The sequence below is a fragment of the Methanovulcanius yangii genome (assembly GCF_018687785.1).
Lineage (GTDB): Archaea > Halobacteriota > Methanomicrobia > Methanomicrobiales > Methanomicrobiaceae > Methanovulcanius > Methanovulcanius yangii.
Map to the genome: position 1 here is coordinate 743,531 of NZ_LTBL01000001.1, position 25,047 is coordinate 768,577.

General features: G+C 58.7%; 24 protein-coding genes and 2 tRNA genes. 8 read left to right on the plus strand and 18 right to left on the minus strand.

What is annotated here, in order from left to right; translation table 11 throughout:
* Window positions 1-3: 3 nt before the first annotated feature.
* The gene (locus AZH53_RS03795; protein ID WP_319642206.1) at window positions 4-2,679 is read right to left on the minus strand and encodes a U32 family peptidase; all 2,676 of its coding nucleotides are present in this window, start codon (window positions 2,677-2,679) and stop codon (window positions 4-6) included.
* 101 nt (window positions 2,680-2,780) lie between these two features.
* Here AZH53_RS03795 and AZH53_RS03800 point away from each other — a divergent pair, with 101 nt between their 5' ends.
* A complete protein-coding gene (locus AZH53_RS03800; protein ID WP_319642207.1) occupies window positions 2,781-4,028 on the plus strand; it encodes a Glu/Leu/Phe/Val family dehydrogenase in 1,248 nt (415 codons plus the stop codon).
* Window positions 4,029-4,052: 24 nt separating this feature from the next.
* Here the strand turns inward: AZH53_RS03800 and AZH53_RS03805 are convergent, their stop codons facing one another.
* The 8 genes from AZH53_RS03805 to AZH53_RS03840 all read right to left on the minus strand — a co-directional run bounded on the left by AZH53_RS03805 (window position 4,053) and on the right by AZH53_RS03840 (window position 10,624).
* Window positions 4,053-4,886 (minus strand): hypothetical protein, encoded by an 834-nt coding sequence (locus AZH53_RS03805; RefSeq protein WP_319642208.1) that lies wholly within the window; start codon window positions 4,884-4,886, stop codon window positions 4,053-4,055.
* On the minus strand, window positions 4,880-5,728 hold the full coding sequence (locus tag AZH53_RS03810) for a polymer-forming cytoskeletal protein (protein WP_319642209.1): 849 nt from the start codon (window positions 5,726-5,728) through the stop codon (window positions 4,880-4,882). Before AZH53_RS03810 ends, AZH53_RS03805 begins: the two co-directional genes overlap by 7 nt.
* 66 nt (window positions 5,729-5,794) lie before the next feature.
* Window positions 5,795-6,301 carry a peptide-methionine (S)-S-oxide reductase MsrA gene (gene msrA / locus AZH53_RS03815; protein ID WP_319642210.1) on the minus strand — a complete coding sequence of 169 codons (507 nt, stop codon included), beginning with the start codon at window positions 6,299-6,301 and terminating at the stop codon, window positions 5,795-5,797.
* Between the two features lie 110 nt (window positions 6,302-6,411).
* Window positions 6,412-7,173 (minus strand): 30S ribosomal protein S3ae, encoded by a 762-nt coding sequence (locus tag AZH53_RS03820; protein ID WP_319642211.1) that lies wholly within the window; start codon window positions 7,171-7,173, stop codon window positions 6,412-6,414.
* Between the two features lie 25 nt (window positions 7,174-7,198).
* Window positions 7,199-8,713, minus strand: a complete 1,515-nt coding sequence (locus AZH53_RS03825; protein ID WP_319642212.1) for a serine--tRNA ligase — start codon at window positions 8,711-8,713, stop codon at window positions 7,199-7,201.
* On the minus strand, window positions 8,692-8,913 hold the full coding sequence (locus tag AZH53_RS03830) for a KEOPS complex subunit Pcc1 (protein WP_319642213.1): 222 nt from the start codon (window positions 8,911-8,913) through the stop codon (window positions 8,692-8,694). The genes AZH53_RS03825 and AZH53_RS03830 overlap by 22 nt, the downstream gene beginning before the upstream one ends.
* On the minus strand, window positions 8,910-10,139 hold the full coding sequence (locus AZH53_RS03835; RefSeq protein ID WP_319642214.1) for a DHH family phosphoesterase: 1,230 nt from the start codon (window positions 10,137-10,139) through the stop codon (window positions 8,910-8,912). Before AZH53_RS03835 ends, AZH53_RS03830 begins: the two co-directional genes overlap by 4 nt.
* A gap of 26 nt (window positions 10,140-10,165) precedes the next feature.
* The gene (locus tag AZH53_RS03840; protein ID WP_319642215.1) at window positions 10,166-10,624 is read right to left on the minus strand and encodes a 30S ribosomal protein S15; all 459 of its coding nucleotides are present in this window, start codon (window positions 10,622-10,624) and stop codon (window positions 10,166-10,168) included.
* Window positions 10,625-11,329: 705 nt separating this feature from the next.
* Between AZH53_RS03840 and AZH53_RS03845 the strand changes: the two genes are divergently transcribed.
* Window positions 11,330-11,400, plus strand: a tRNA-Gly gene (locus AZH53_RS03845).
* An 86-nt stretch (window positions 11,401-11,486) separates the two neighbouring features.
* Here AZH53_RS03845 and AZH53_RS03850 read toward each other — a convergent pair.
* From AZH53_RS03850 to AZH53_RS03860, 3 genes are all read right to left on the minus strand, one after another.
* Window positions 11,487-11,870: a DUF2283 domain-containing protein gene (locus AZH53_RS03850; protein ID WP_319642216.1), complete on the minus strand. Its 384-nt coding sequence runs from the start codon at window positions 11,868-11,870 to the stop codon at window positions 11,487-11,489.
* Window positions 11,871-12,080, minus strand: a complete 210-nt coding sequence (locus AZH53_RS03855) for a hypothetical protein (protein ID WP_319642217.1) — start codon at window positions 12,078-12,080, stop codon at window positions 11,871-11,873.
* A gap of 324 nt (window positions 12,081-12,404) precedes the next feature.
* Window positions 12,405-14,444 (minus strand): PKD domain-containing protein, encoded by a 2,040-nt coding sequence (locus AZH53_RS03860; RefSeq protein ID WP_319642218.1) that lies wholly within the window; start codon window positions 14,442-14,444, stop codon window positions 12,405-12,407.
* Window positions 14,445-14,632: 188 nt separating this feature from the next.
* Here AZH53_RS03860 and AZH53_RS03865 point away from each other — a divergent pair, with 188 nt between their 5' ends.
* Window positions 14,633-15,520, plus strand: coding sequence for an MBL fold metallo-hydrolase (locus AZH53_RS03865; protein WP_319642219.1), 888 nt, complete (start codon window positions 14,633-14,635; stop codon window positions 15,518-15,520).
* A 520-nt stretch (window positions 15,521-16,040) separates the two neighbouring features.
* Here the strand turns inward: AZH53_RS03865 and AZH53_RS03870 are convergent.
* A complete protein-coding gene (locus AZH53_RS03870; RefSeq protein WP_319642220.1) occupies window positions 16,041-17,132 on the minus strand; it encodes a DMT family transporter in 1,092 nt (363 codons plus the stop codon).
* A 165-nt stretch (window positions 17,133-17,297) separates the two neighbouring features.
* Window positions 17,298-18,095, minus strand: coding sequence for an ABC transporter substrate-binding protein (locus tag AZH53_RS03875; RefSeq protein WP_319642221.1), 798 nt, complete (start codon window positions 18,093-18,095; stop codon window positions 17,298-17,300).
* 325 nt (window positions 18,096-18,420) lie between these two features.
* Here AZH53_RS03875 and AZH53_RS03880 point away from each other — a divergent pair, with 325 nt between their 5' ends.
* From AZH53_RS03880 to AZH53_RS03890, 3 genes are read left to right on the plus strand one after another with little or no spacing between them, the layout of a single operon-like run.
* A complete protein-coding gene (locus tag AZH53_RS03880; protein ID WP_319642222.1) occupies window positions 18,421-19,098 on the plus strand; it encodes a DUF5612 domain-containing protein in 678 nt (225 codons plus the stop codon).
* Window positions 19,095-19,673: an L-threonylcarbamoyladenylate synthase gene (locus tag AZH53_RS03885; protein ID WP_319642223.1), complete on the plus strand. Its 579-nt coding sequence runs from the start codon at window positions 19,095-19,097 to the stop codon at window positions 19,671-19,673. The genes AZH53_RS03880 and AZH53_RS03885 overlap by 4 nt, the downstream gene beginning before the upstream one ends.
* Complete coding sequence (locus AZH53_RS03890; protein WP_319642224.1) at window positions 19,670-20,605, plus strand: DNA polymerase subunit beta; 936 nt, start codon at window positions 19,670-19,672, stop codon at window positions 20,603-20,605. The genes AZH53_RS03885 and AZH53_RS03890 overlap by 4 nt, the downstream gene beginning before the upstream one ends.
* A gap of 28 nt (window positions 20,606-20,633) precedes the next feature.
* Here AZH53_RS03890 and AZH53_RS03895 read toward each other — a convergent pair whose 3' ends face one another.
* Window positions 20,634-21,299: a CRISPR-associated protein Cas4 gene (locus tag AZH53_RS03895; protein WP_319642225.1), complete on the minus strand. Its 666-nt coding sequence runs from the start codon at window positions 21,297-21,299 to the stop codon at window positions 20,634-20,636.
* Between the two features lie 66 nt (window positions 21,300-21,365).
* Between AZH53_RS03895 and AZH53_RS03900 the strand changes: the two genes are divergently transcribed.
* Both AZH53_RS03900 and AZH53_RS03905 read left to right on the plus strand, forming a co-directional pair.
* A complete protein-coding gene (locus AZH53_RS03900) occupies window positions 21,366-21,662 on the plus strand; it encodes a DUF3467 domain-containing protein (protein WP_319642226.1) in 297 nt (98 codons plus the stop codon).
* 175 nt (window positions 21,663-21,837) lie between these two features.
* Window positions 21,838-21,909, plus strand: a tRNA-Thr gene (locus AZH53_RS03905).
* Between the two features lie 124 nt (window positions 21,910-22,033).
* On the opposite strand, the gene AZH53_RS03910 is transcribed toward AZH53_RS03905, so the two are convergent.
* The 3 genes from AZH53_RS03910 to AZH53_RS03920 form a co-directional block, all read right to left on the minus strand.
* Entirely contained in the window at window positions 22,034-23,137 is a 1,104-nt protein-coding gene (locus tag AZH53_RS03910; RefSeq protein ID WP_319642227.1) for a Fic family protein, read from the minus strand.
* A gap of 249 nt (window positions 23,138-23,386) precedes the next feature.
* Window positions 23,387-24,268 (minus strand): apurinic/apyrimidinic endonuclease family protein, encoded by an 882-nt coding sequence (locus AZH53_RS03915; RefSeq protein WP_319642228.1) that lies wholly within the window; start codon window positions 24,266-24,268, stop codon window positions 23,387-23,389.
* A 116-nt stretch (window positions 24,269-24,384) separates the two neighbouring features.
* Window positions 24,385-24,999, minus strand: coding sequence for a hypothetical protein (locus tag AZH53_RS03920; RefSeq protein ID WP_319642229.1), 615 nt, complete (start codon window positions 24,997-24,999; stop codon window positions 24,385-24,387).
* Between the last annotated feature and the right edge of the window lie 48 nt (window positions 25,000-25,047).

The following is a 25,047-nucleotide window of genomic DNA, read 5'->3' on the forward strand; positions in this document are numbered from 1 at the left end:
CCGCTACTCCGGGGAGTCGAGAACGCCACGGTAGAGGTGTCCTGCGGTCAGACCGCCAACGGCGGTTTTCTTCAGATCCTCTTTTTTCCGCTCCAGAAGCGACAGGAGCTCCGCCGCACCCTTCTTCCCGTCGCCTGCCGTCCGTTCCATCGCCGCTGCCGCTTCGACGTACGCGGCGGTGACCGTCCGCGTGTATGCCGGAGGCTTGATGCGGCAGTCGAGAATGATCTCTGCAATTCCTGCATCGGCGAGTCGGGGGAGTGAGTCGACAAGACAGGTCTCCCGGGAGTTCCAGATATGGGTCCGGCACGCATCGTCGGTCGTCACCGGGAATATGTGGCCTTTCGCGTCGCGTATGCCTGCGACCATCCCGCGGCGGCGGCACCGTTTCCTGCCGGGGCAACCTGTTGCGGTCGCAAAGATGCAGTCCTCGGCGACGGCAAGTTCCGCCGGTCCGTGGACGAGGTATGCAAGACGGCAGGGTTCCTCCGGGGCGTCCCCCGCGGCGATGGCGGCGCAGGTACGGATCTGATCAAGGGTCATCTCGGGCGAGAGCGTAAGCGCCCCGCACCACGGCCGAAGGGCCGCCACCGCCGCCGCGTTGAAGACGTTCAGTCCCGCGGCTCCCGCAACGGGCATCACCGGATCAGCCTCCCGGACCGCCTCTACGGCCCCGAGGCCCTCGACCATCACGCCGTCGACGGAACCCCTGACGCCGGAGAGGAGGGAAACGGCCATCCGCAGCCACGCTTCCCGGGTGATATGGGGCCACTTCCATACAAGGACGGCACCATGTTCCCGGCAGATTGTCGCCGCCGCTTCGATGGCTCCCTTCAATACTTCCCGCTGCTCCTCCACGGTGTGGACCCCGGCGCCTCCCTCGTGTTCACCGGGCGCTCCTCCGCATCCAGAGGGTTCGAAACAGACCCGCGTGGCCCCGGCGTGGGCGGCGGCTGCGACCCCCTCGAGGGTTGAAACCCAGACCGCGACCTCAGGGGGCGCTCCTTCTCCCTTGCGAAGGTCATAAGCGGCGCTTCTCCGGGCGACCTCCCCGGCGACGGCTCGCTTTGCCGCTTCAACCGCCTCCGCTTCGGGTCGGTACTGCGCCGCGACCGCGGCCACGAGCCCCTCGAAGAAGCTGCGCCGGAATGCGTTGATGGCCCCGATGGGAAGGAAGAGATCACCCGGATAATCAATCGTGAACTCTTCTATGGTATACGGGACGTCGCCCGTCCGGCCGATAAGCTCCCGGAGTTTTCCGGCGGAAACCGGCTGTGTACGGGCCGGCTCCATCGGGACAGGGGAGACGAGTTCGAACGTGACCTCGCCCCGGCGGGTCCGCACCGTCCCCGCAAGGACAGGGGTCGCCTCCCGGAAGCTCAACCGGAGGTGGAGCGGGAGCGGACGACGAAGCGGTGCATGCATGATATTCGCATGGGCCGCGGCAACCGCCTTTCCCGAGGTGAGGAATACCTCAGCCCCAACGGCCACCCGCTCCCGGACCGGGAGTTCCACCACATCACCTCTCCGGTCGGGGTCCCGGCGCAGGACGACAGGGACGGCGTCCGAGCGGTCCGGGCGGAGGGCGATCACCATCCCGTCGCCGGCTGCCGGGTCATGCATCCCGTTCAGCCGGACGAGGGCGATGCGCCGTGACGGCTGCATTTTGATGACCGCCCCGATGAGAAGGCCGCGGTTGGCGGCAAAGTCCTTTCCCATCACCGTACCTGTGCGACCGTCGAGGAGGTAGCCGCCGGTAAACTCCCTGTTGAACGCCTCCAGAAGGAGACGCATGTCCGCATCCGAGGGCGAAAATCTCCCCTTTGCCGTCGCATCGAGCGCCCGCCGGTAGACGGCGACGACGGCCGCCACATACTCCGGCGACTTCATCCGCCCCTCGATCTTCAGGGCATCGATACCGGCCGAAAGCACTTCTGCCGTCCGTGGATAGGTACAGAGATCCTTCGGCGAGAGGAGATACGACGGCCCCTCCCCCATCGTCCGCACCCGTTCGGGGCGGCCGTATTCATCTGCCTCCCACGTGAGAAGCTCGTAGTGCTTGCGGCAGGGCTGGGCGCAGGCGCCCCGGTTGCCGCTTCTCCCCCCGATGAGGGAGGAGAGGAGACACTGGCCGGAGTAGGAGTAGCAGAGGGCCCCGTGGATGAAGACCTCCAGGCCCATCCCAAGCACGTCCGCGGCGGTGCGGGCGTCTGCAATCTCCGACGCCGTCATCTCGCGGGCAAGCACCACCCGCCGGGCGCCGAGTTCGTGGACCGCACGAATACCCTCCACCGAGTGGACGGTCATCTGGGTGGAGGCATGCAGCTCGAGGCCGGGGACGAGGCGGTGGAGGAGGGCGAGGAGACCTGCGTCCTGGACGATGATGCCGTCAACCCCCTCCCGGTAGAGGGCGATAGCGTCACCGAGGGCGTCTGCCATCTCGGCATCGGCGATGAGGGTGTTGATGGTGACATACACCCTCATGTCCCGCTCGTGGCACCGGGCGATGACGGCGGCGATCTCCTCCGGGCTAAAGTTCGTCGCGTATTTCCGGGCGCCGAACCGCCTCCCCGAGAGGTAGACCGCGTCCGCTCCGGCGGCGATGGCGGCATCGAGCGCCTCCGGCGACCCGGCCGGTGCAAGAAGCTCCGGCATATTCTTTCTTGCTGCATCCCCCATGTATGCATCATCGTATGCGCCGCGGACGCATAAACATCGGGGCGCCGGCGATGGGGGTATATATAGGGTGAGAAAGGATGGTTGTTCAACGGTGAATGGTGATGAACGACGAAGATCTTCTGGAAGTGGTGCACCAGAACCTCTGCGCCTGCGCCCTGGACCTCTCGCTCTCCAAGAACATCGAAGCGCTCCTCAAACATCCCCGGCGTGAGCTGCACGTCTCCATCCCGGTGATGATGGACGACGGGAGAATCGAGACGTTTCAGGGGTTCCGCATCCAGTACAACAGCGCCCGCGGACCCACCAAGGGCGGCATCCGGTTTCACCCGGCGGAGACCGCGAACACCATCCGCGGCCTTGCCGCCATCATGACCTGGAAGTGCGCCCTCCACGACCTCCCCCTCGGCGGGGCGAAGGGGGGGGTCGTCTGCAACCCGAAGACGATGAGCGAGCGGGAGCTCGAGAATCTCTCCCGCGCCTATGTCCGGGCCGTCGCCGACTTCATCGGGCCGGACCGGGACATCCCGGCACCGGACGTCTACACGAACGAGCAGATCATGGCGTGGATGATGGACGAGTACTCGGCGATCACCGGCACGACCACGTTCGGCGTCGTCACCGGCAAACCGGTCGTCCTCGGGGGGTCCGAGGGGCGCCATGACGCGACGGCCCGCGGGGGGTGGATAGCCATCCGCGAGGCCGCGAAGGAGACCGGCCTGGACCTTGCCGGCGCGACGGTCGCCATCCAGGGCTACGGGAACGTCGGCTCCAACGCGGCCATCTGCGGTGCCGACCTCTACGGGTGCTCCATCGTTGCCGTGAGCGACTCGAAGGGCGGCATCCACCATCCGGAAGGGCTCGACCCGCATGCCGTGATGGCGCACAAGGAAGAGACGGGGTCGGTCGTGGGCTTTGCCGGGGCGACGGAGATTACGAACGAAGAACTCGTCGAACTGGACGTGGACATCCTCATCCCGGCGGCCCTGGAGAACGTGATCACCGAAAAGAATGCGGAGCGGGTGCGGGCACGGATCATCGCGGAGTTTGCAAACGGCCCGACGACGAAGGGCGCCGACATGATCCTCGAACCGAAAGGAGTGCACATCATCCCCGACTTCCTCTGCAACGGGGGCGGGGTGATCGTCTCATACTTCGAGATGGTGCAGAACTTCAATATGGACCACTGGTCCGAGGATGAGGTCTACCGCCGCCTCGACGAGAAGATGACGCAGGCCTACCACAAGGTCTTCGAGAGCGGTAAAGGCTACGGCGTGGGGATGCGGCAGGCCGCCTACTCGGTCGCGGTAGAACGCGTTGTCCAGGCGATGATCGGCCGCGGCTGGATTTGAAAAACGAATGGAATAATTATATATTTATTCCGCCACGCAGACCCAGGCGTCATAGATGGGATCGGCATCGTGAGCGAAGATCTCGCAGGGACGCCCCATCTCTTCGCACCACTCACCGATGAGCCGGATCTCCGGTTCGGTCGCGGTCGACATCAGCGTCCGTTTGCTTAAGTACAGGAGCTCCCAGACGATCTGCTGCCACATCTCGCTGTTGAAGGACGTGATGTCGCCGAGCATGAGACCCGCCCCCAGTTCGGCAGGGCCGATGTACTCGCCCGCGACGGTCGCATCGATGTGCATCGTCTGCTCGGGAAGAAGGCGACCGGTGACAAGCCCGAGGGCGATGAGTTCGGGGTCATTGTCGTAGGCGACGGGGTACGCCCCGCAGTCCCGGAGCGCCGCCGAGACGACGCCCGACCCGCAGCAGCAGTCGATGCAGGACCGGCCGTCCATGTCATCGTTCCAGACCTCCCGGAGGAGGGAAACGATCATCTCCTGGCGCCCCGGCCGGTTGTCCTCGGGAGCGGGCCGGACATGGCCGCAGAGGCGGACGTTGTAGTACTCCATCAGGGCCCGCATGTACTCCTGCTGGGGCTCCTGATAGACGTCGCCGCCGAGCTCCTCCATCCGGTCGAATACCGCGGGAGAGCACGGGCGGCAGACGAAGCTTGCCGCCGTCCACGCACCCTTTGCCCGGACCGCAAAGGCAATCGGGTGGTCGTTCTCGTTGATTAAAAGGCGGCCTTCCTCCGCCTCGAGCTCGAGGAGTTCGGCCGTGTAATAGTCTTCCGTCAGGTTCGCAAATGTCGGTTCGATGCACCCGATATCCTCTGTTCCAAAAATATTCTCTATCAGCATGGGTTCCTCTCTATCTTCACGCCGCCCAGCGCCTTGATCGTCCCGTCGACGAAGGCCTCCTCATGCAGGGAGAGCTTCTCGCACCGGACATCGCCCAAAATGTGCACTTTCTCGCAGATGGTCACGTTGCCGCCTGCGTAGACGTCGCCGTGGATGGCGTTCGCCTCTTTTATCTCCGCGAACTCGTCGGCCCGCAGGCTCCCGAAGATCGTGCCCCCCTTCGCGACCGTCACCGAGCCCGCCTTGATATTTCCGTGGAGACGACAGTTCTCCCCGATGGACATTGCCTTCGGGACGGAAAAGGTCTGCATGTTGAGGACGGAGTGGGAGGGGATCATCAGGGGCACGCCGGTGATATCGTCCTCATCGTAGCCGAAGAGCTTATCGAGGATCTCCTGGACTTCCTCCTCCTTTTCTATCCCCAGAAGGGTGACGAGATAGAGGACGATGTAGGTGATGACGGGCATCGGGTTGCGTATCGATATCCACCCCTTCGCCTCGAAGCCCTTTTCAATCTGGACGTTGTCGCCGATGTCGAGGTCGCCGTTGACGATGAGCCGTCCCTGGATCTTCACTCCTTCACCCAGGTAGGCATCTTCAGTCACGAAGACGTCGCCCGACACCTCGCAGAAGTTATCGATGCGCAGGTCGCCGTCGCAGTGGATGTCACCGTTGAGCGAGGAGAACTCGCAGACGATCACATCCTTGCCATCGAGCCCGTAATCGATCCGGCACCGGTCCCCCACGACGATGCAGCGGTCGGTCATGAGCGTATGCTCCTGCAATTCCGTATTATCGGGGAGTATGCAGTTCTCGAATAGTTCCCGGGAAGTATCCTCCATGATGACGCCTATAGAAAGATACGTTGCCGGAACCTTATGATTCTTGCCACTTTGTTTTTCAGGAGGTCAGAAGGGACAGGCCCTCCGGCCCCCATGCTTTGTGAAGTACTTCTGGTGATAGGATTCGGCCTCCCAAAACCGGCCTGCGGGCTCGATGGCGGTCACAATGGGTCGGCCGAATGCATCCTCGTCTGCGAGGCGATCGCGGATATTTTCTGCAATTCGGCGTTGGTCGTCGGAATGATAGAAGATCACCGAGCGGTACTGGCTTCCGACATCCGGGCCCTGGCGGTTGTGGGTGGTTGGGTCGTGAATGGAAAAGAAGATCTCGACGAGCTCGCCATACCCGATTATGGTGGGGTCGAAGGCGACCTCGACAGCCTCGGCGTGCCCCGTCCGGCCGGTGCAGACGTCCTCGTAGGTCGGATGCGCCATCGTCCCGCCGGTGTAGCCGACACGGGTCGAAACGACGCCCTCGAGTTCAGCAAACCGGGCCTCGACGCCCCAGAAGCACCCTGCCGCAAAGGTTGCCGTCTCGCGGCGCTCTGCAGCGAAGTCCGCCGTGCCCTCCATGGGCGCTTAATCGGCGAGGTATAAGATAATGGTTTGCCCTGCGTGCGCCGGAGCCATGCCGGGGCGTTTTGAACGGGAAAAAAAGAAAGATGCGATGCCTGAACGGGTGTTCAGGCGGTCTCTTCTTCCTCGGAAGCGGCCTCGTCGGCTGCCTCCTCGGCTTCTTCTGCGGGCTCTTCAACGGGTGCCTCTTCGGGGGCAGGCTCGGCGGCGACAGGCTCGGCGGCGACAGGCTCGGCGGCGACAGGCTCGGCGGCCTTTGGTGCCGGAGCGGGGGTGCCGGTTGCGGTCACTTCGCCCTTCGACTTGATCACTTCGACACGGCGGGTCGGGTAGATCTTCTTGACGATCTTGAAGACCTCGCGGGAGATGTCCCCGAGAACCATCTCGCGGACGAACTGGTCGTAGGTGACGGACCGTGACTTTGCGATGAGGTATTCGGTGATCGTCTGGCGGATTGCCTTTGCCTGGCTGATGTCCGCACGGGAGATGGTGAAGCACGTCGCTGTCACGCGGATCTTCCGGCCTTCCTTCGTGGTAAGAAGGACGAGCGAGTCGATACGGGAGGTGCGGCGCTTGACCATTGCGCGGAGGTAGTCCTTGGTAACCTCGTGGCCGACGAACTCGGTGTATGCGGCGTCGCCTGCGACATTGACGACCTTGAAGGCCATCTTCGTGTTCTGCTTCGAGTAGTCGGAGGTCATCTCGCCGAGGGTGGTGCGCATGACGCGCCCGTATACCTTCTCGGGGTCTGCTGCGATCGTCTCACCAAGGTATGCACGGTCGAAGTATTCCGGTGCATAGACCTTGTACCAGTTCTTGGCCTTCCAGCCTTCAACTCTGCGTCCAACTTGCTTTTTTCGTTTTGCCATAGTATTACCTTTTTTTTTATTTTTTTCAGAGGAACCTGAAGACCTCTTCAGGTTCACCGACCAGCCGGGCGACTTTCTCCGGCCAGTTTGCCATATCAAATCCTTTCTGTCCGAGGAAGGCTGCCACCCAGCGTTCGAGACCGATGCCCGAACATCCTGACCAGCACTCCTCGCCGCTCTGCACCTTCACGTTGAAGCCCTTCGGGTACTTGTTCCCGTTGATGCTCACGTTCTGGAACTCGAGGTAGCTGCCGTTGTAGGGCAGGTATGCCTCATAGTCGGTCGTCCCGACACGCTCGGTCTCGGAGACGCCCACGAGGCCCTCCTGGGCCATGAACCAGGGGGTCACCCGTGCGGAGCGCCACTCGAGCTCGAGGATGTCCTCGAAGACCCGGCTGTAGGCCGCGTGGAGTTCGTCTGCGACCGCGATGGTCTGCTCCTTCGTGCCGAGCCAGAGCACCTCGATGCGGTGGAACTCGTCCACGCGCTCGATGCCGTGAATCCCGCCGGACTCATACCGGTGGGATGTCCCCGACCGGTCGAAGACCCGGATGGGGAGGCAGTCGTTTGCGAGGGTCTCGCCCTTGACAAACGGCCAGAAGGGGGGGCACTGTGCATAGCACATGCCGCCGATGGGGCCGTCGATCCGGTCGCGGATCATCTCGATGGGGACTTCGCCCGTCACCTTGTAATAGTCGGTGACCTCTTCCCAGTAGGCGGGGTCGCGTGACTTCGGGGTGCAGACGTAGTAGATCTCGGGGTAGACGCCCTTTGCGTGGCCCGAGTTCTTCCAGACATCCCAGGTGACGAGCTTGGGGAAGATCATCTCCTTCCACCCGAGGGGGCGGATGATCTCCTCGATTGCGATCTGTTCGAGCGCCCGGACGAGCTGGACCGCCTGCGGGGCAAAGATCCACTGGCCGCGGGATGCGCCGTGGCGGATCCACCCGCGGTCCATCATGTCCTCGGTCGGGTTGCCGGTGTAGACGCCGGTGCGCTTTTCGCTTTCGAAGATGAGTTCCCAGTGCTCGGCCTTGCCGCCGTATGCGGCGCTCTCGGCCTTCTCCTCGATCAGTTTGACGAGGCGGTCGGGTGCCTTGTTCTCGAGGTCCGCAAGCTCCATCGCAAGCGTGAGCTCGCATCCCTCTTCGTCCGTCTCGACGGACGTGATGAAGGGGAGCCGCGGGACGCAGGAGTCCTGGACCTCGTCACCGAGACGGATGGAGAAATGACGGACGTCGATGCCGCGAACTCCCAGGCGCAGCTTGCCCATCGCAGGAGCGATCTGCTTCCTGAACCTGAGCAGTGCGTCGTGGGAGCGGGTGTACGGACCACTCTCGATCCTGAGGCAGAGCCGGTTCTCCTGTACATCCCAGGACGTAATCTGACCGTACTCGCCTTCAGCGGCGTCCTTGGGGACGCCTTTCATGAAGAGCACGGTATTTGCCTCTGTCACTTTCTCTTCGATGACCGGTTCCGCCTCAGGGGGAATCGCTGCATTGAAGAGCAGGTCGGCTTCTAATGAGAAACGTAACAACATGTGTCCTCCGCTATTGCAAGATTCATCAGGTAATCGTCCACCGATGCGATCGTCGACCGCAGTTTTTCACTGGTGAGCGTCGTCTCGACGATGCCGTCCAGTGCATGGGTATCCATGCCCAGGAGGTTGTCGGCGTGCAGCGCGGCCGCGACGCAGTCGGGCCGGGCGTGCCGGGTGCGGATGATGCCGTGCACCTTCATGCGCAGACCTCCATAAACCCGTTTTTGAACGCTTCGATCGTCTCCGCGGGGATCTTTGCCCCGCCGCGGGTGGCGTGTCCACCGCCGACCCCGCCGCATTCGGCGGCAAGGGTCGCCATGAGCTCCGCCAGGTTGCAGCCGGTCTTTCCGGCCGAGCGGGCGGAGACGGACCAGTTCTCGCCGCGGGGTGCCATCACCGCAAGGGGTGCGGCATTCAGGAGATCGCCTGCGAGGACGTCCGCTGCACCGCTGACGACGTCGGGATCATCGACGACGTAGACGGGCCCGGTTGCGGTTGTCGCCGTTTTGACGGCTTCGATTACGCGGAGGCGGTACTCCCGGGCAATCTCCCATGCCTCATCGACCGACGCGGTCGACCGGAGGCAGAGGGAGGCCCCGAGGCCCCCGTGCCCGGTCTTGCCGCAGGCGTTGATGACGGCGGCAAGACTGTGGGCGTCGCGGATCATGCCGCGCTGGAGGTCCCAGGTGTCACCCCAGATACCGGTCATCGCCGTATCGTTCTGGACGGGGCCCATCGCAAGGACAAGGCGCGAGAGGAGGAGATCGTAGTCCGTCTCCCCGCGGACGGTCGTCTCTTCGACGAGCGCCGTGACCGCGTCCTCGTTGCCGGAGAAGCCGTGGATGTACGGAGCCGCTGCGCAGTAGACTTTCTCGTGGACGTCCCGGCCGAAGAGCGGGATGCCCCGGCCGGGGACGATGTAGTTCTGGGCGATCCCTTCGTCGACGAGCTCCAGGTTCTTTCCTTCGATCGCCTGCCCGTCGCCGATCATCCCGAGCATCGCGAGACCGACGAGGTCACGGTTGTCTCCCATGTGCTGGGCGACCATGTAGGCGGCGCCCGCCGCGGAGAGGTTCCGTTCGCCGTCGATGCCGCAGAGCCGCGGGTTGACGTGGTAGCGGCCTTCGAACTGCGGAATGTGGTGGTCGATGACCATCACGTCGTCGGAGAGATCCGCAAGGCCCGAGCCGAAGTCGCACAGGACGACGGCATCCGTCCCCTGCACCTCATCGGGTGAGACGCGGGGGGAGATGCGCAGGCGGACATTCGTCCCCGTGCGCAGGAGGGCATGCGTGATGATCGAGGCCGCAGCTATTCCGTCCGCATCATGGTGGCCATAGACCTCCACGTAGTCCTGGGTCTCCAGGTGGGCGGCAAGGTCACCAGCATCGGTGTCAAGCTTGTTTGCAGCGGCGTCGGTCGTCATGGTGGATGTTGCCTAATGAATCAGGTCTACCGTGAAATCAGGAATTCAGCGGTGTCGGGTTTGTAGGTCCATCCCTCGGGCATCTTGCCGTTGTTGACATAGTAACGGCCGAGCCTGCGCACCTTTGCCTCCGTAAGCTGGAGCTGGCGCTTGTTGTGGACATCCTTCTTGTTCTCGCTCAGGTGCTTGCGCATGCCGAGTGCCTTTACAATGAGGTTTCTCAGGTCTTCAGGAATCTCTGAAGCGATGCCGTTCTCCGCGAGGATCTGCTCGACGCGTTTGCCGGTCGCGAGCTTCACCGAGGGGACGCCGTGTTTGTCCCTGAGGACGGAGCCGATTTCGGCCGAGGACATGCCCTGTCTGCGGAGTTCGATGATCGTCTTTACAATTTCCGTTGTGTCGGTATTGGACCACTCCGGTGCTTCGGAGCGGAACGGGCGGACGGAGCCGGACTGGCCCCGCCGTCGTGCGTGCATTCGTGCCATTATTCACCACCTATGTTTATGGTCCGGGGATGCCGGGGAGGGCGGGTGTTTTCCGTCCTTCATCCCGGCACGGCCGGTAGATACTCGGTTGGATTTTGGTTGAATCCGTGTGGTTCGTGTGTTCGCGTCGTTCGTTTGTTGGATGTTCGTGCAGTTCATGTGAGTGTGTCCGTGTGTGTTCGGGGAACACCGCCGGGACCGGATGAGCCCGGAATCCCGTGTAATTCGATGAATCGACTGATCTTCACTGATATGCTGATTCGCGGATCCGACTGGCCCGGCCACATTAGCGGGTCGGGCGAATCGTGGAATCGACTGAAACGTGCATGAACGTCGTCGGATTCGGTTGGTAAAGTCCTGAAAATAGTCATCACTGACTTCTTCTGTAATCCCAGAGCCGCATGAGTGCGGCCATGTCGTATGGACACGTCGGACTTACCGAGCCAGCATCACATCTGATGTGTGTGCTGGAATAATGTCGATGGGATGGGTATTAAGGGTTGTCCCGGAGGACACCAGACAGCCGGAGAAATGAGCATGAATCAGTCACGGATATCTGATTGATAACGAAGATTTATGTGGATTTAATGCATATGAAATCCTGCACGATATGCACCATGTGCACACAACCATGTCTGTATCATCATGCGTTTCCACCAACTTCAATTTCATTTCAGTCAATCAATGAATCAATCAAAGTTCCCTGCGATTGTAGTCTAGCGGTAGGACAGTGGCTTCCCAAGCCTCTAACTCGGGTTCGAATCCCGGCAATCGCATTTCTGATTTTGAGATTGCAACAGTAATTCTTCAATTCGGTGTTTCGGGCTATTCTGTTTTCAAAAAAGTTGAGGCATTGTAATTTTCAGCAGACTGCACAGGACATGCCAATGGTGCCGCTGGGAAGATGGAATTCATTTGCATCCGTTGCAATCATGGATTTCGGAGTAAATTTATTTCTGATTTCAAGAGTGATTTGAATATTCAGCTCAATTTTTTCTTCAGACACATCAAGATGGAAATCAATCTGGCAAGTCCTCATTAGTGCAGATTTTGACACACCAAATCGTTTCGACGCATTCTGTATCTCCACTCCTTTGACATAATTGTCATCTCCGAAATCAATGATGACATTGTCCAGATTCACCGAGTGCAGATAATTGGCCCCTTTAAGAAAGAAATACAGACTATCGTTTTCAAAATCATAATCAATTGTATCTCCATCCGTATGATAGTGATTTCCAGCCATTTACCTCACCCTCCTGCTTCTCTCTTGCTTATAGCACGTAATTAACCGTAATATTATTTCAGGATTGGTATCATCCACACCAACGACCATAACGAGGTCATAATTCTCGTTTAAATTGAAGAGAATTACAAATTTATCCTCTTCCTGATTTGTTATTGAGACGGGATCACCACTCCTCAGGAGTTCGTACATGCCATCAATATCAGGCATCACATCATCTTTCCGTTCCTCGTGCCGAATCCCGAAGTGACCAGTAATATTCAGGTTCTCCCGGCGTAATCCGGAAAGCAACTGCAAGAATATTGAGATATTCATTGGATCACATGGAATTTTCTAATATTCTTAAATAAGGCATTCGCATTCGTGGAGAATGTGACATTGACCGGAAATATGGAAATTAATGAGCCACACTTTCGTAGATTTATTTCGCACAAAAGAGATCTTCTCCGCTCATCCGCGGAGGACACTATCCTGCCGCCAGACTAGAATGATGACGGCAACATACAAGCACGAGTATATTTCTCCATAATTAAATCATGAAATCCCCTCAATCACCCCCTTCGCACACTCCACCAATGCATCCGCACACCCCTCCTCGATCTTCTTGCCCTTGAGCGCCTCCACATGATGGATGAATGCCTCCAAAGGCCCGACGGCGCCGTTCACATTCCCGTCCTCCAGCGAGCGGCCGGCGGCCTCGAGCTTTGCGGTCAGGCTCCGGCAGGTTCCCTTGTCAAGGCCTGCCGCCTCGACCGCCGTGATGAGATCGTCGATCGTCGGGGGCGACGGTGAGCGGACACAGATGCAGTCATCCATGACGAGCGTGTCGCTCCCGCCCGCATTCGTGACGGTCAGGCAGACGGTGCACATCCCGGCGGTGGCATAGGTGTGCACCGGGTTCTGCCCGGCGGAGGTCGTCCCGTCGCCGAACTCCCAGAACCATTCCTCCGGTTCGCCCTCCGAGAGATCGGTGAAGGCGACCGTCAGCGGGGCCACCCCCTCCGTCACATCGGCCGCAAAAGCCGCCGACGGAGCGGGGGGAACATGCTCCTGCGGTTCATAAATGACAGTCACCCCGGCGGCCTCCAACGCCTGTATTGCCGTCATCCCCGCCGAACCGGGGGTGAGGTCGAGGCCATTGTACCGGATGTCGACCAGATCCCCCGGCCCGAGCCCGCCGGCATCGCTGTTTGCGATCAGCGGTGCGAGGTCGCCGATGCTGTTGTTCGAGAGCACCACCTCACGGAGGTCTGTCAGCCCGGCAAGGGGGCAGAGAACGGTCACGCTGTTGGTGTCGAGCCCGAGAACCTGCAGGCCTGCCGCGTACTCCAGCCCGGCGAGCGATGCGATCCCGCGCTCGGGGGCCTCAAGCGCCGTGAGCGTTTGCATATCCCCAGCGAAGATGTCGCCCGAGGGAATGCCGAGCGCCTCTCTCACCGCATCTTCGAGATTTGCATCGACAAAGAAGACATATCCACACCAGTCAGCACTCTGGCCCTCCACCGTGCACCACGGATACTGATTGCAGCTGCAGCCGAGGTCCTGGTAGACCGCACAGCTCATACTGCTTATGATGCAGCCGCTGAACACGTTCTCCCATGATTCCCCGAGATAGACGCCGTATCCGGCGGCGAAGATACTGCAGTTCGCAAAAGTGTTCCCGTTGGAGCCGGTGAGGACGACCCCGTCGGAGAACATGTAGTCCCACGCCTGAATGGAGCAGCCGCTGATGGTATTGGACGCCGACCCCTCCATAATGATGCCGTCATCCCTCGTGTGGCTCCCGCAATCCGTGATGGTCGTCGCGCTAGCGCCCCGGAGGATGATGCCGTTGTAGCTGTCGATGATCGCAAGGCCGTCAAACGTGTTCCCGACGGATGGGTCGATGGTCACCCCGATGCCGCCGCCACCCAGGAAACAGCCGTCCACCAGGCAGTTCGTGAAGGTGTTGTTCGAACCCGTGACCCAAAAGCTCTCCCTCGGCCCCCCGACGCCGCCAAACCACCCGGTGAGCACCTCTTCGACGGTATTGTTGTCCGACGCCACCCGCACCCCGTTTCCCATCAAAAGGCCGATAAGGGTGCTCCCGTCGGCGGTCAGGATAATCGACCCGTCGATCGCCGCATCCCTGCCTCCGTCAATCACAAGGGCTTTGTCCACCACGACGTCCTCCCGGTACGTTCCGGGCGTAACCAGGATCGTATCACCGGCCGATGCCGCGTCGACGGCATCCTGTATGGTCGAAAAATCGTCATCCGCCGCAGGACCGACGGTCCAGACAAACGCCCGCACCGCCATCGCGTCGCGGACGACATACTCACGGCGGGGAGTAAAGTCTACCCCGAGGGGGATGACGCGGACACGATCATTCCCGGGATCGTTCACATAGACCGTCCCGTCCGCATCCACCGCAATGCCGTACGGGTGAACGGATTCCCTGCCGGCAGGGGCAAATGACCCCCAGACGGCGACATACTCCACCTCGTCCGTTCCTGTAACCGGCGTGCCGGCAGTGACCCCCACCACCACCAGCATACATACCAGTACGATGACCGCCATTCTAATAGACCACATTACGTTCACCGGCGACCGATCATTTTTCCGGCAAATAATGGTATGCGAGGCGAAAAGATCGCTTCATGTCGCTTCCGGCAATCCCCCGTCACCCTTCAGTCCCATCATGCAGGCGAGGGCACACCCACTGTCGGGAAAGAATGGAAATACTACCATTCCCAATATCCCACCCATACCGAGGAGGTCATATGCAGATCGTCCCCTTCATCCACGCCCTCCGGCATCCGTTTACGATCCCGGTGGCACCCGGTGTTGCCCTCGAGCGGTTCGTCTACTCGTTCCTCGTCTACGGCGAGACCATCACCCTCATCGACACGGGCGTCGCCGGGTGCGAGAGGCGGATCTTCGACTACATCCGGTCCACCGATCGCGAGGCATCTGATATCACGGAGATCGTCCTCACCCATTCGCACCCCGACCACATCGGGGCGGCCCGGGCCATCCAGGAGGTGACCGGGTGCAGCATAGCCGCCCACGCCGCCGAGAAGGCATGGATCGAGGATGTCGCACTCCAGTACAGTGAACGGCCGGTGCCGGGGTTTGCCATGCTCGTGGGCGGGTCCGTGGAGGTGGACCACCCTCTCCGGGACGGCGACACCACCGAACCGGACCCGCTCCACGAGTGGGAGCTTGAAGTGATCCACACCCCCGGCCACTCGCCCGGCTCCATCTCCATCTTCATGCACGGGAACGGCGCCCTCTTCTCCGGCGATGCGATTCCCGTCGAAGGAGACATTCCGGTCTATGACGATGCCCTCGCAACGGTTGCGTCCCTCCAAAGGCTCCGCGACCATCCCGGCATCCGGGTGCTTCTTTCGGCATGGGATGAACCCACGACCGGCGATGAGATGTATCGCCGGATGGACCGGGGAGCCGCCTACCTCCAGGCTATCCACGACGCCGTCCGGGCAAGCGCCGGGACCGGCACCACCGACCCGATGGAAGTGACCCGCCGGACCGCGGACGCGTTGGGCCTCCCTTCGGCGGCCGTCACCCCGCTCCTTGCCCGGACCATCGCAGCAAACCTCCGGCTCAGGGAGATGCCAAACCTCCTTTTGGCCCCTGCGGGGAAATGAATACAGCGAGTTTCCCCGCTCCCGGCAGGGGGGACAGTGGTCACTCACAGGGGGACAGGAAGGCATCCGCCCAGCCCGCAACGCCACACCAATATTTAAAGGATCCCCTCTTTCTCCATTTTCACCGAATCCTTTTTAAGAGAAACTATTTGAAGTATAATAATTTACCCCAATATATGCAAAGACATCCAATCGTCGATCTCTCATCCAATATCCTAATACTACTCCTGATGGTCGCCCTCATCTGGTACGCGATGATCTCGTTTGCCTTCTGAATGACAGTCCGGTCCGGGAGGGCGTTCGTTGAATAGTTCATAAAGAGACGAGCACACTAACCCGTCAACACCTCCGGCCCCATGCCCGACGTTCAAGCAGGCCCTCCTTATCAGAGCATTCCCGAACAGGCGGCGATACGCGTTCAAAAACAGCAGCCCCGGGACAACCTCCCTGTCCCGGTCTTTTTTTCGGATTCCTATCCGCGGAAAAACAGGCAGATGTTCTGTATCCGCGGCCTGACCCTCTATTTGATTTTCCCATGCCCGTGCCGGTGGTGCAGGTCCGGCTGGTGGGGGTGCTCGTGGGTCATCTCCTCGTGGAAGTGCCGGTGCGAGTGCTCCCCATTCGCCGAGAGGGGCGGCTCCGTCCCCACGTGGGCGTGGAGGTGGTGGCCGTCGTCGTGGCAGTGCCGGTGCTCATGTTCCATCGGCGGATGATAATGCGGGTGGGAGTGGTTCTCGGTGATGAGGAGGTACGCCCCCACGACCATGATGGGCAGCGCAATCCAGAAGGTGGATGCGAGCGGCTCCTCGAATATCGCAAAGGAGATCGCCACACCAAAGAACGGCGAGACGGCAAGAATCGACCCCGTCCGGGCCGTCCCGATGCCCCGGAGCGCCATCATGAAGAGCACGCTCGTGATTCCGCCGTAGCTGAAGAACCCGACGACCATCACGCCCGCGACCGTCGGCAGGGCAGGGAGGCCGCCCCCCATCAGGAGGGCTGATGCAATGATGACGGCACCCGCGACGAGTCCCTTGATGGCGACGATGGGGATGGGGTCCTTGGCGGCGATGTTTCTTGAGATGTTGTTGTCGAGCGACCAGAAGGTGCAGGCGAGAAGGATCCCGACGGCCCCCAGCGAGAATCCCCACAACGCCGTCGGGCTGTACGAGAGAACCGCACAGGAGGCGGTGATGAGGGCAAGCGCCGTCCAGACATTCCGGCCCACGTACTCCTTAAAGAACGCCGCCGCGAGGATCGTCGTTGCGACCGCCTCGAAGTTGAGAAGGAGCGCCGCCGTCGCGGCGGGCGTCACTTCAAGCGAGATGAGGAGGACCACCGGGGCGAGGATGCCGCCGAAGAGGATCACCCCTGCAAGCCACGGCAGGTCGGCCTTCGCAAGCGGCGCCTCCATGTCGTTTCTGTCCTGCCTGCGCAGGCGGCAGACCCCGAGGTAGAGGGCGAGGCCGGCACCGCTCCCGAGATACAGGAGCCCTGCCAGCATCACGGGCCCGATGCCCGCCAGCAGGTACTTCGCCGCTGGCGCACAGGACCCGAAGAGCATCGCCGCAAGGACTGCATAGATGACCGGATTGAAAGAGTGGTTCTGCATATGACGGTGAGAAGGAATGTAGGTCGCCCTTTGAGCCGATAAAACTCTGCTCTTGACATACCCATGTCACGACAATACGGTGGGAACGCGCCGGCTGCAGGGAATGTCAGCGCAGAAAAATAAGGTGCCGGGGGAAACCGGCACAGGCATGAACTCCGGATGTTTTCAGAGTTTCATGTCGTAGGCAACTTTCAGCTCTTCCCAGTAGGGGTCTTCCATGAGGTTGGCAAGACCGGCATTGAGCTTTGCAAGAAGCTCGGTGTCGTCCTTGCGGACGGCGATGCCAAACTGCTCATTGGTCTCGATGTATCCGATAATCTCGACGTCGCGTCCCTCGATGATGTCTTTCATGGAGAGATCGTCGTACATCGCTGCATCGATACGGCCGGTGGCAAGGTCATCGACTGCCTTCGGGGTGTCGGGGTAGACCTTGATGTTCTCCTTGTCCATGATGCCGGTGTCGACGAGGTTCTCCTCCATCCAGATGGCAGCCGTACAGCCGCTCTGGGTACCGACGACGGCCTTGCCGTTCTGGATATCCTCAATCGTCACGCTCGAGCCGGGCTGAGCGACGACCATCTGGTTGACCGTCCAGTAGGGGTCGGAGAATGCGACCTTCTCCTTGCGCTCATCGGTGATGGTCATACCGGAGTAGACCATGTCGATCTGTCCTGCCTGGAGTGCGGGGATGATGCCGTCCCATGCAACGACTTCGAACTTCACTTCAAAGCCCTGATTGTCTGCAATCCATTTGATGGAGTCCACGTCAAACCCGGTGTACTCGTTTGCAGGAGTCACGTAGGAGAACGGGGGGTACGGAACGTCGATACCAACAGTGTAGACCGGGGTCTCTTCCACGCCCGCGCCTTCACCGGCGGAGGCGGTGGAGTCGGTACAGCCGGCAATTGCCACTGCAAGCACCGCGATACACACCACAAAAATCGTCAGATACTTGTTGTCCATAACAGGGGTTTAGGGGGGCGGAAAAATAACCTTTTTCAATTGAACATGGTTACCATCAGAACCGATAATTAGAATGATCAGGTATACAACCACAAAATCGATTTTTCCGACACGAACGGGGATTTCCACCAGGAGTCTCAATTCATGTGCCGGCAGGCGCATCACCACACCCGTCCGTCCCCGTGCGAGGGGGAACAGGCATTCCTCATACGCACGAAAAAAGTTCGCCTATCCCGACGGGCCGCAGGGGTCCCGATAACCAACCCTTAATTACCCACGAATAAAAATCATTCACAACAATCCGGCATCACCGGGGAAGGTTATCATGGACGAACCAAATGCCCTTCATGCACTCAGCATCCTCTCCGAGAACCAGCACGGCGTTCTGAGGGATGTGGCACTGGTAATGGCGAACCACGGTGCAAACATCGTGAGCACCCAGCAGTCTATTATCCAGAGCGGCCCCTCGAAAGGGCTCTCCTCCCTCTTCTTCGAATACGAGACGACCGGAGATGTGGAGGCGCTCCTCACCGACCTGAAGACCATTCCGGCGGTCCGTTCGGTGCAGTCCAATCCGCCCTTCTCGGTGGTGTACGGCAAACGCGTGCTGATCTTCGGCGGCGGGGCGCAGGTCGCACAGGTGGCGCTCGGTGCGGTCAACGAGGCCGACCGGCACAACATCCGGGGGGAGCGGATCTCGGTCGACACCATCCCCCTCGTGGGTGAAAAGGACCTCGCGACCGCCGTCGATGCGGCGAGCCACCTGCCCCGGGTCGCGGTTCTCGTCCTTGCGGGGAGCATCATGGGCGGCGAGATCTCGAAGGCCGTCGACCGCGTCCGTGCGGCCGGCATTCCCGTCATCTCGCTCTCCATGGTGGGTTCCGTCCCCGAGCACGCCGACCTCGTCGTCACCGACCCGATACAGGCCGGGGTCTTTGCGGTGATGCACGCAAGCTCGAAGGGCGTCTTTACGATCGACCGGGTGAGGGGGAAGAGACTGTGAACCGCGATATCGAACAGGCGGTCTCCGTCCTCCACCGCGACGGACTCGTCGTCTACCCGACCGAGACCGTCTACGGGCTGGGGGCGGACGCCCTCTCGGACCATGCGGTCCACCGGGTCTACGAGGTGAAGGGCCGCCCGCTTGGAAAGCCCATCTCGGTCGCGGTCTGCGATGAGGAGATGCTCGCGGCCGTCGCCGCCCCGGACGATGCGGCGTGGGCGTTCATTGAGACGTTTCTTCCCGGCCCGGTGACGGTCGTCGTGCCGGTGAAGAGCTGCCTTCCCCCCATCCTCTCCGGGGGAACGGGGGACATCGGCATCCGGATGCCCGACCACCCGGTGGCGCTCGAGCTCATCGAGACCTTCGATGCGCCCATCACCGCGACGAGCGCGAACCTCTCGGGCAGGCCCTCCCCCACCACCCGCGAGGAAGTGACCGTCGTCTACGACTTCATGATCGACGTGGGGGGGCTGCCCGGAACCCCTTCGACCGTCGTCGACCTTATAGGCAGGCAGATCCTCCGGCCCGGCGCGGAGATCGAGAGGATCGCACAATTCTTACGGGACATGGAATGATTGCAATGACCAGACCCATCCGACTCAGAGACTTCATCGAAGATACCGACGGCCGCCTCTACGCCGTCTCGAACTACGACAACACCGAACGCGTGGGCTGCGTGCTCCGTTACGTCCCCGACGAGAACGGGGAGCGGACCGCCCCCGACGGTCGGCGGTACCATAAGCTGGACTTCGAGGATGCCTTCGACTACATCCGGGAGCACAAGCCGGAGTACCTCGACACGGTCCACCGGGTGCCGCACTCCGATATCGCCCGCGTCCTCAAGCCCGATCGCGAGATCATCCACATCGCGGCACGTGACGAACGCGTGATGCGGCTCCTGCCGGTGCTCGGCGTCCCCATCGACAACATCGGGTGCACGGGCTCGCTCCTCTGCGGGCTCGAGAATTCCGGGTCGGACATCGACATGGTCGTCTACGGGCGGGACTGGTTTGCGGCCCAGGCGAACCTGAAGAAGGCCATGGAAACCGGCGACATCCAGCCCCTCTCCGAGGAGATGTGGGAGAAGGTGTATACGAAGCGGGTGCCCGAGATCGACTACGAGACGTTCCTGCGCCACGAGAAGCGCAAATGGAACCGGGGCGAGATCGAGGGAACGTACTTCGACCTCCTCTATACGCGGTCGTACGAGCGGTTGGAAAGCGCCTCGTGGGGGAAGGGCGAGGTGCTGGGCCGGGACGTGATCGAGGCGACGGTGACGGACGCGTCCCTCTCGTTCGATTCGCCCGCGGTGTATCTCGTGGAGCACGAGGAGATCTCCCGGGTGCTCTCGTTCACGCACACCTACAGCGGGCAGGCGCTCGCGGGCGAGACTATAGAGGCCGCAGGTGTCGTGGAACAGCATGGCGAGGAGAAGTGGCTCATCGTCGGGACGACCCGCGAGGCGAAGGGCGAGTTCATCATCTCCGAAACGCTGATGGACAGCTAAAACGGATTTTTCTTTTTTTTATATTTTTTCAGAGCAGGTCCGTGAGGCGCTTTGCGCTCGTCCCGGTGCAGTGGTCAGCGAGGTAGCAGCCGTCGCAGGGGGCGTCGTGCGGTTTTCGCGGGACGTGGCCGGTGCGGATCTTTTCTATCAGGCGAATGGCCCGCAGGGCGTTTCTCCGGTCGCGGGGCTGGGGGATGCAGGTGCGGGTGATGCCGGAGGGGACGTATTCGATGGCGACCGACGTGGCTATGGGATCGATAGCCTCGTTGATGCAAAAGAGAAGGCAGGCCGCCCGGAGGCGGTCGGCGGTGTAGATGCCCGCGTCGGGGGCCTCGGTCGACCGCAGAATGGCGGCACAGGGTTCGTCCTCGAAGAGGCGGTCGATGGTGCCCGCGATGTTTAATCTGGCGGATTCGACGCGGACGTCGTATTCGGCCGCCTCGCGCCAGTTCGTCTTTTGGCAGTTGTTCACCCACTCGCGGACGGTCGCCTCGCACTCGTCCGGGGTTTCGGGGGCGACGAGCCGGACGTCCTCCCAGACAACGTCCGCGTCGAGTGGGGAGCCGAGGTGGTAGGAGATTTGTTTCGCAAACGTGTAGCGGGCCGGTTCGATGTGGTCGGTCTCCTGTTCGAGGTAGAACCGGAGCGGGCAGGCGTGGCAGGCGATGACGGAGGATATGCTGATGGGCGGCATGGGGCGATCACGGCAGGAGAACGTCGATGACAAAGGATTATCGTTGCGGCTGATTAATGCTATGGTATGAAAAAGCGGGAAATTTCGGTGAATGTCCCGGGCGATCTCGACCCGGTCTATTCGAATCGCATCCAGGTGGCCTATAAAGATGACGAGTTCACCTTTATGTTCCTCCATGAGATTCCCGGCACCAACCAGGCACGTGCGAAGGCTATAGTCTCCATCAGCCCGAAGCACGCCAAGAACTTCTCCAAGGTGCTCGCAAAGTCCGTTGCCGACTTCGAGGCGAAGTTCGGGGAAGTGAAGGGCGACGTCGCCAAAGAGGAAGAGACCAACGAAGTGACGATTCAGGGATATTCCTGAGCAAAAAACTGAGCACAAACTACGCAGGGATGGTGGAAACCGGCGGCCGGAATTCACCCCGGACGGGACGGGAAAAACACCACCTTTATAATTTTTCACGAACTACATTATGGAGCACCAGGTGCGACGAGGATTACTTGTTCCTTTCGCGGCTGTTTATCGGTGCAGCATTCGTGCCGTTGTGGCTTAGAGGTATAGCGGCTGATTCGTAATCAGCAGGTCGGGGGTTCAAATCCCTCCAACGGCTTAGTTACGGGCGTTACGCCATCAATTTTTGAGTACACCGTATAGTGAATGTATTCCGAATTGATTCTTTTTTTACGTTAACAGTTGTGAAAAATTTGGAAAATCCTGTGGGAACCTTACTTTCTTCACACATCTTCTGTAATTCGAATCAATCGGGGACATGCATAGATCGTTGCTCGCCTTCCTCTCCCTTTTCTGATTACTTCAATAACGTTGTTCTCACTCAGTTCTTTGAGTATACGTTGAGCCGTCATATTCGGAATCCCGGAAATACTGACGAAATCCGAAGCCTTGAATATCTGACGGGTAAAAATTGCGTCAATTGCCGATACTGCATATTGTGAATGGGTGATCTCAGGAACGGTGATTTTCATCTCTTCATAGAGCTCAAGTATATTCCGAGCTTTCATGCAGTTTTCTTTGGCCTGTTCGTTAATTGCGCGTAAAAAGAATGAAATCCACTGATTCCAGTCATTTTCGCTCGAGATTTCGCCAAGAGCTTCGTAGTATTCATCGCGATTTCTTTCCAGATAGGAGCTGATGTAGAATGTTGGCCTGGAAAGCAGACCCTTATTGTAAAGAATTAACGGAACCAGCATTCTCCCGATTCTCCCGTTTCCATCCCTAAATGGGTGTATCAACTCGAATTGGGCCTTCAAAACTGCAATCTGCACAAGTGGATCTTTCTCATCGCTATGGAGGTACATCTCCCAGTTTGAGAGAGCATCAGGGACTAAAAATGGATATGGTGGAATAAATATGGCCTGTTCTATTGGTTGTCCCGGCTTGGCGATATAGTTCTGAATCGTTCGTAACTGCCCGGGCTCTTTATCCTTCCCCCGTGCATTATCGAGAAGAACCGCATGAAGCTCCCGTATCAGGTTGACATGGAGAGGCTTTCTTTTAAGTTCCTGTTCTGCCAGTTTGAGTGCCCTGCGGTAATTGATGATCTCTGCTATATCATTTCTCTTCTCAATTGGAACATCGCCATCGGGATCAGCCTCGTACTCAAGCACTTCTTCAAGTGAAGCCTGCGTGCCTTCAATGCGTGATGAAAGGACGGCCTCACGGGTTATCAGAGGAGATATCAGGATTTCAGGATTAACGATCGCCTGCAGAATTCCGTCATAGCGTGCAAGTGAGGCGTTCGCTTTTCCAATCAGCGAGACGTGCGCAGCCCAGTCTATAGTATCAAGGGGAAGTTGTTGTGGTTCATAGGGTTCAGGCATATTTCTCACCGAAAAAGATTGCTATCCTATTTCTCTTTTGTATCATATTTGGCACAATATGATATATTTGTGTTTTTGTATCACATATTTTGGCAAATATGTTACACAAACCAAATAACATATCACCCATGATACAAAACAGAAACCTGATTGGTTAAGAAAATCGGCTATTAAAAATGAGGCCATTTTACAAGCTTTTCCCATTTCCATTCACTTTCAATGACGATTTCTTTGGATTCATAATTCAATTCATCGGCTTCTTCCTAGGAAAAGCCCACGACAATACGGATACAACACCAGAAAGTCCTCCATCGTATGAATCTCCGGGTTGACAAAGATCGAATGATCAATGGTCTTCATCCACTCCCGGAAACAGGCCCAAAACGCAGGATCGTCTTCTTCGACGACCGGCCCATGCTTCAGGTGGACATGCAATCCCTTCACTGCCTCGATGGGGATGGCATTGAAGGACACCGGATATGCCTTTTTCTTCGTCTTGTTCGCTGTCCATATCCCGGAGATGTCCACAACAAACCCGCAGGACTCTGCCATCGAGGGGTCGGTTGCAATGAGGGTTTCCCAAATTTCCGCGAGCTGAACTCCTGAATGAACCCTCGATATCATGAGATTTTCGAGGACGATGCCGGGCCGCCGTCCGGCCTGTTCCTCGAATACATCCTGGAGTGTTTTCATCGCCGCGACATAGTCTGGGGCTTGGTTCTTGTGGGATCCCGGATGGATCTCAATCGTGTGTGGGACCTTGCCGAGGCGGCAGGCAATCTCGACAAGCATCCGGGCGTAGGCATCCACCCACTCCAGATCATACCACCGGAGATACTCGGGGGAATACCCGGAACCAGTGTTGTCGAATCCCGGATCGGTGTGGAGGATATATTCCAACGCTCCCGGCAGGGCCGACCCTTCGGTATAGAGCAGTGCAATGGTCTCGGGCGTCAGCAGTTCACCATACGACTGTCCGGTCGCTCTCTTCTCGTGTTCGACAAAGACGAACGGTGCCGGCATCTCGATGTACCGGCACCCGTGATTCACAGCGAGGTCCCAGCGTTCGGCAAGCCCGCCCCGGTTGCCAGGACGACGGAGATTGGGAAAGACATAGTCGATGGTATGCATGAATAGAAACCGTCGGGATCTGGAGGGATTAAGGTTTTGAATTGGTTTTTATGCATATTACGAGAAGAAAACTTTCGAAAAAAATGCTATTAATATCAAATTGTTTGGTATATGAATCATTTTTTACTTTGAATTTGTTCACAAAACATCTCGATCATTGAGGGATCTTGGATTACTTCAATTACTTGCAATAATTCCTGCATTAATGAGCCCAAATCCTCCTTATCACAAAATCCTTCCAACTCTTCACTGAGAATAGTTGGAAATTCCTTTTTCTCAATCCAATCTTGTAATATGATTCCTGCATTTTCTTCAAAGAAATATTGATAATCAAAATCTTGCGTCTCAAAAGCTGCAATTACAGATTCTAATTGGACATAGTCATCAGCATATAAATTTTTAATTGAATCCTGATGGCCTTTTAAGTGCTGAATCAAATTAACCATACTTTCTTTGAAATTGTCAAATTTTATTACAAAGTCGTCAGCGATTTGCGTTGCAATTTCACGTTTCTTACTTGGTTCAGTAAAATTACCAACAACATAAGCTCCAAAAATCATATAATAGGAGCAAATTAGTTCGTCATGACAATTTTCAAATTTTTCAAAAGGAAGCCTCAATTTACTTGATAATTCATCTTTATTCTGTTCCTGTTGAATTCGCTCTTTCATCTTTTCAAAAAATGCAAATGCTACAGGTGCGAAAGAAATAATTCCTAAGATATCAGTCATTATGATAAAAATTATATTAATTTTATATGAACTTTATTCAGAAACTTG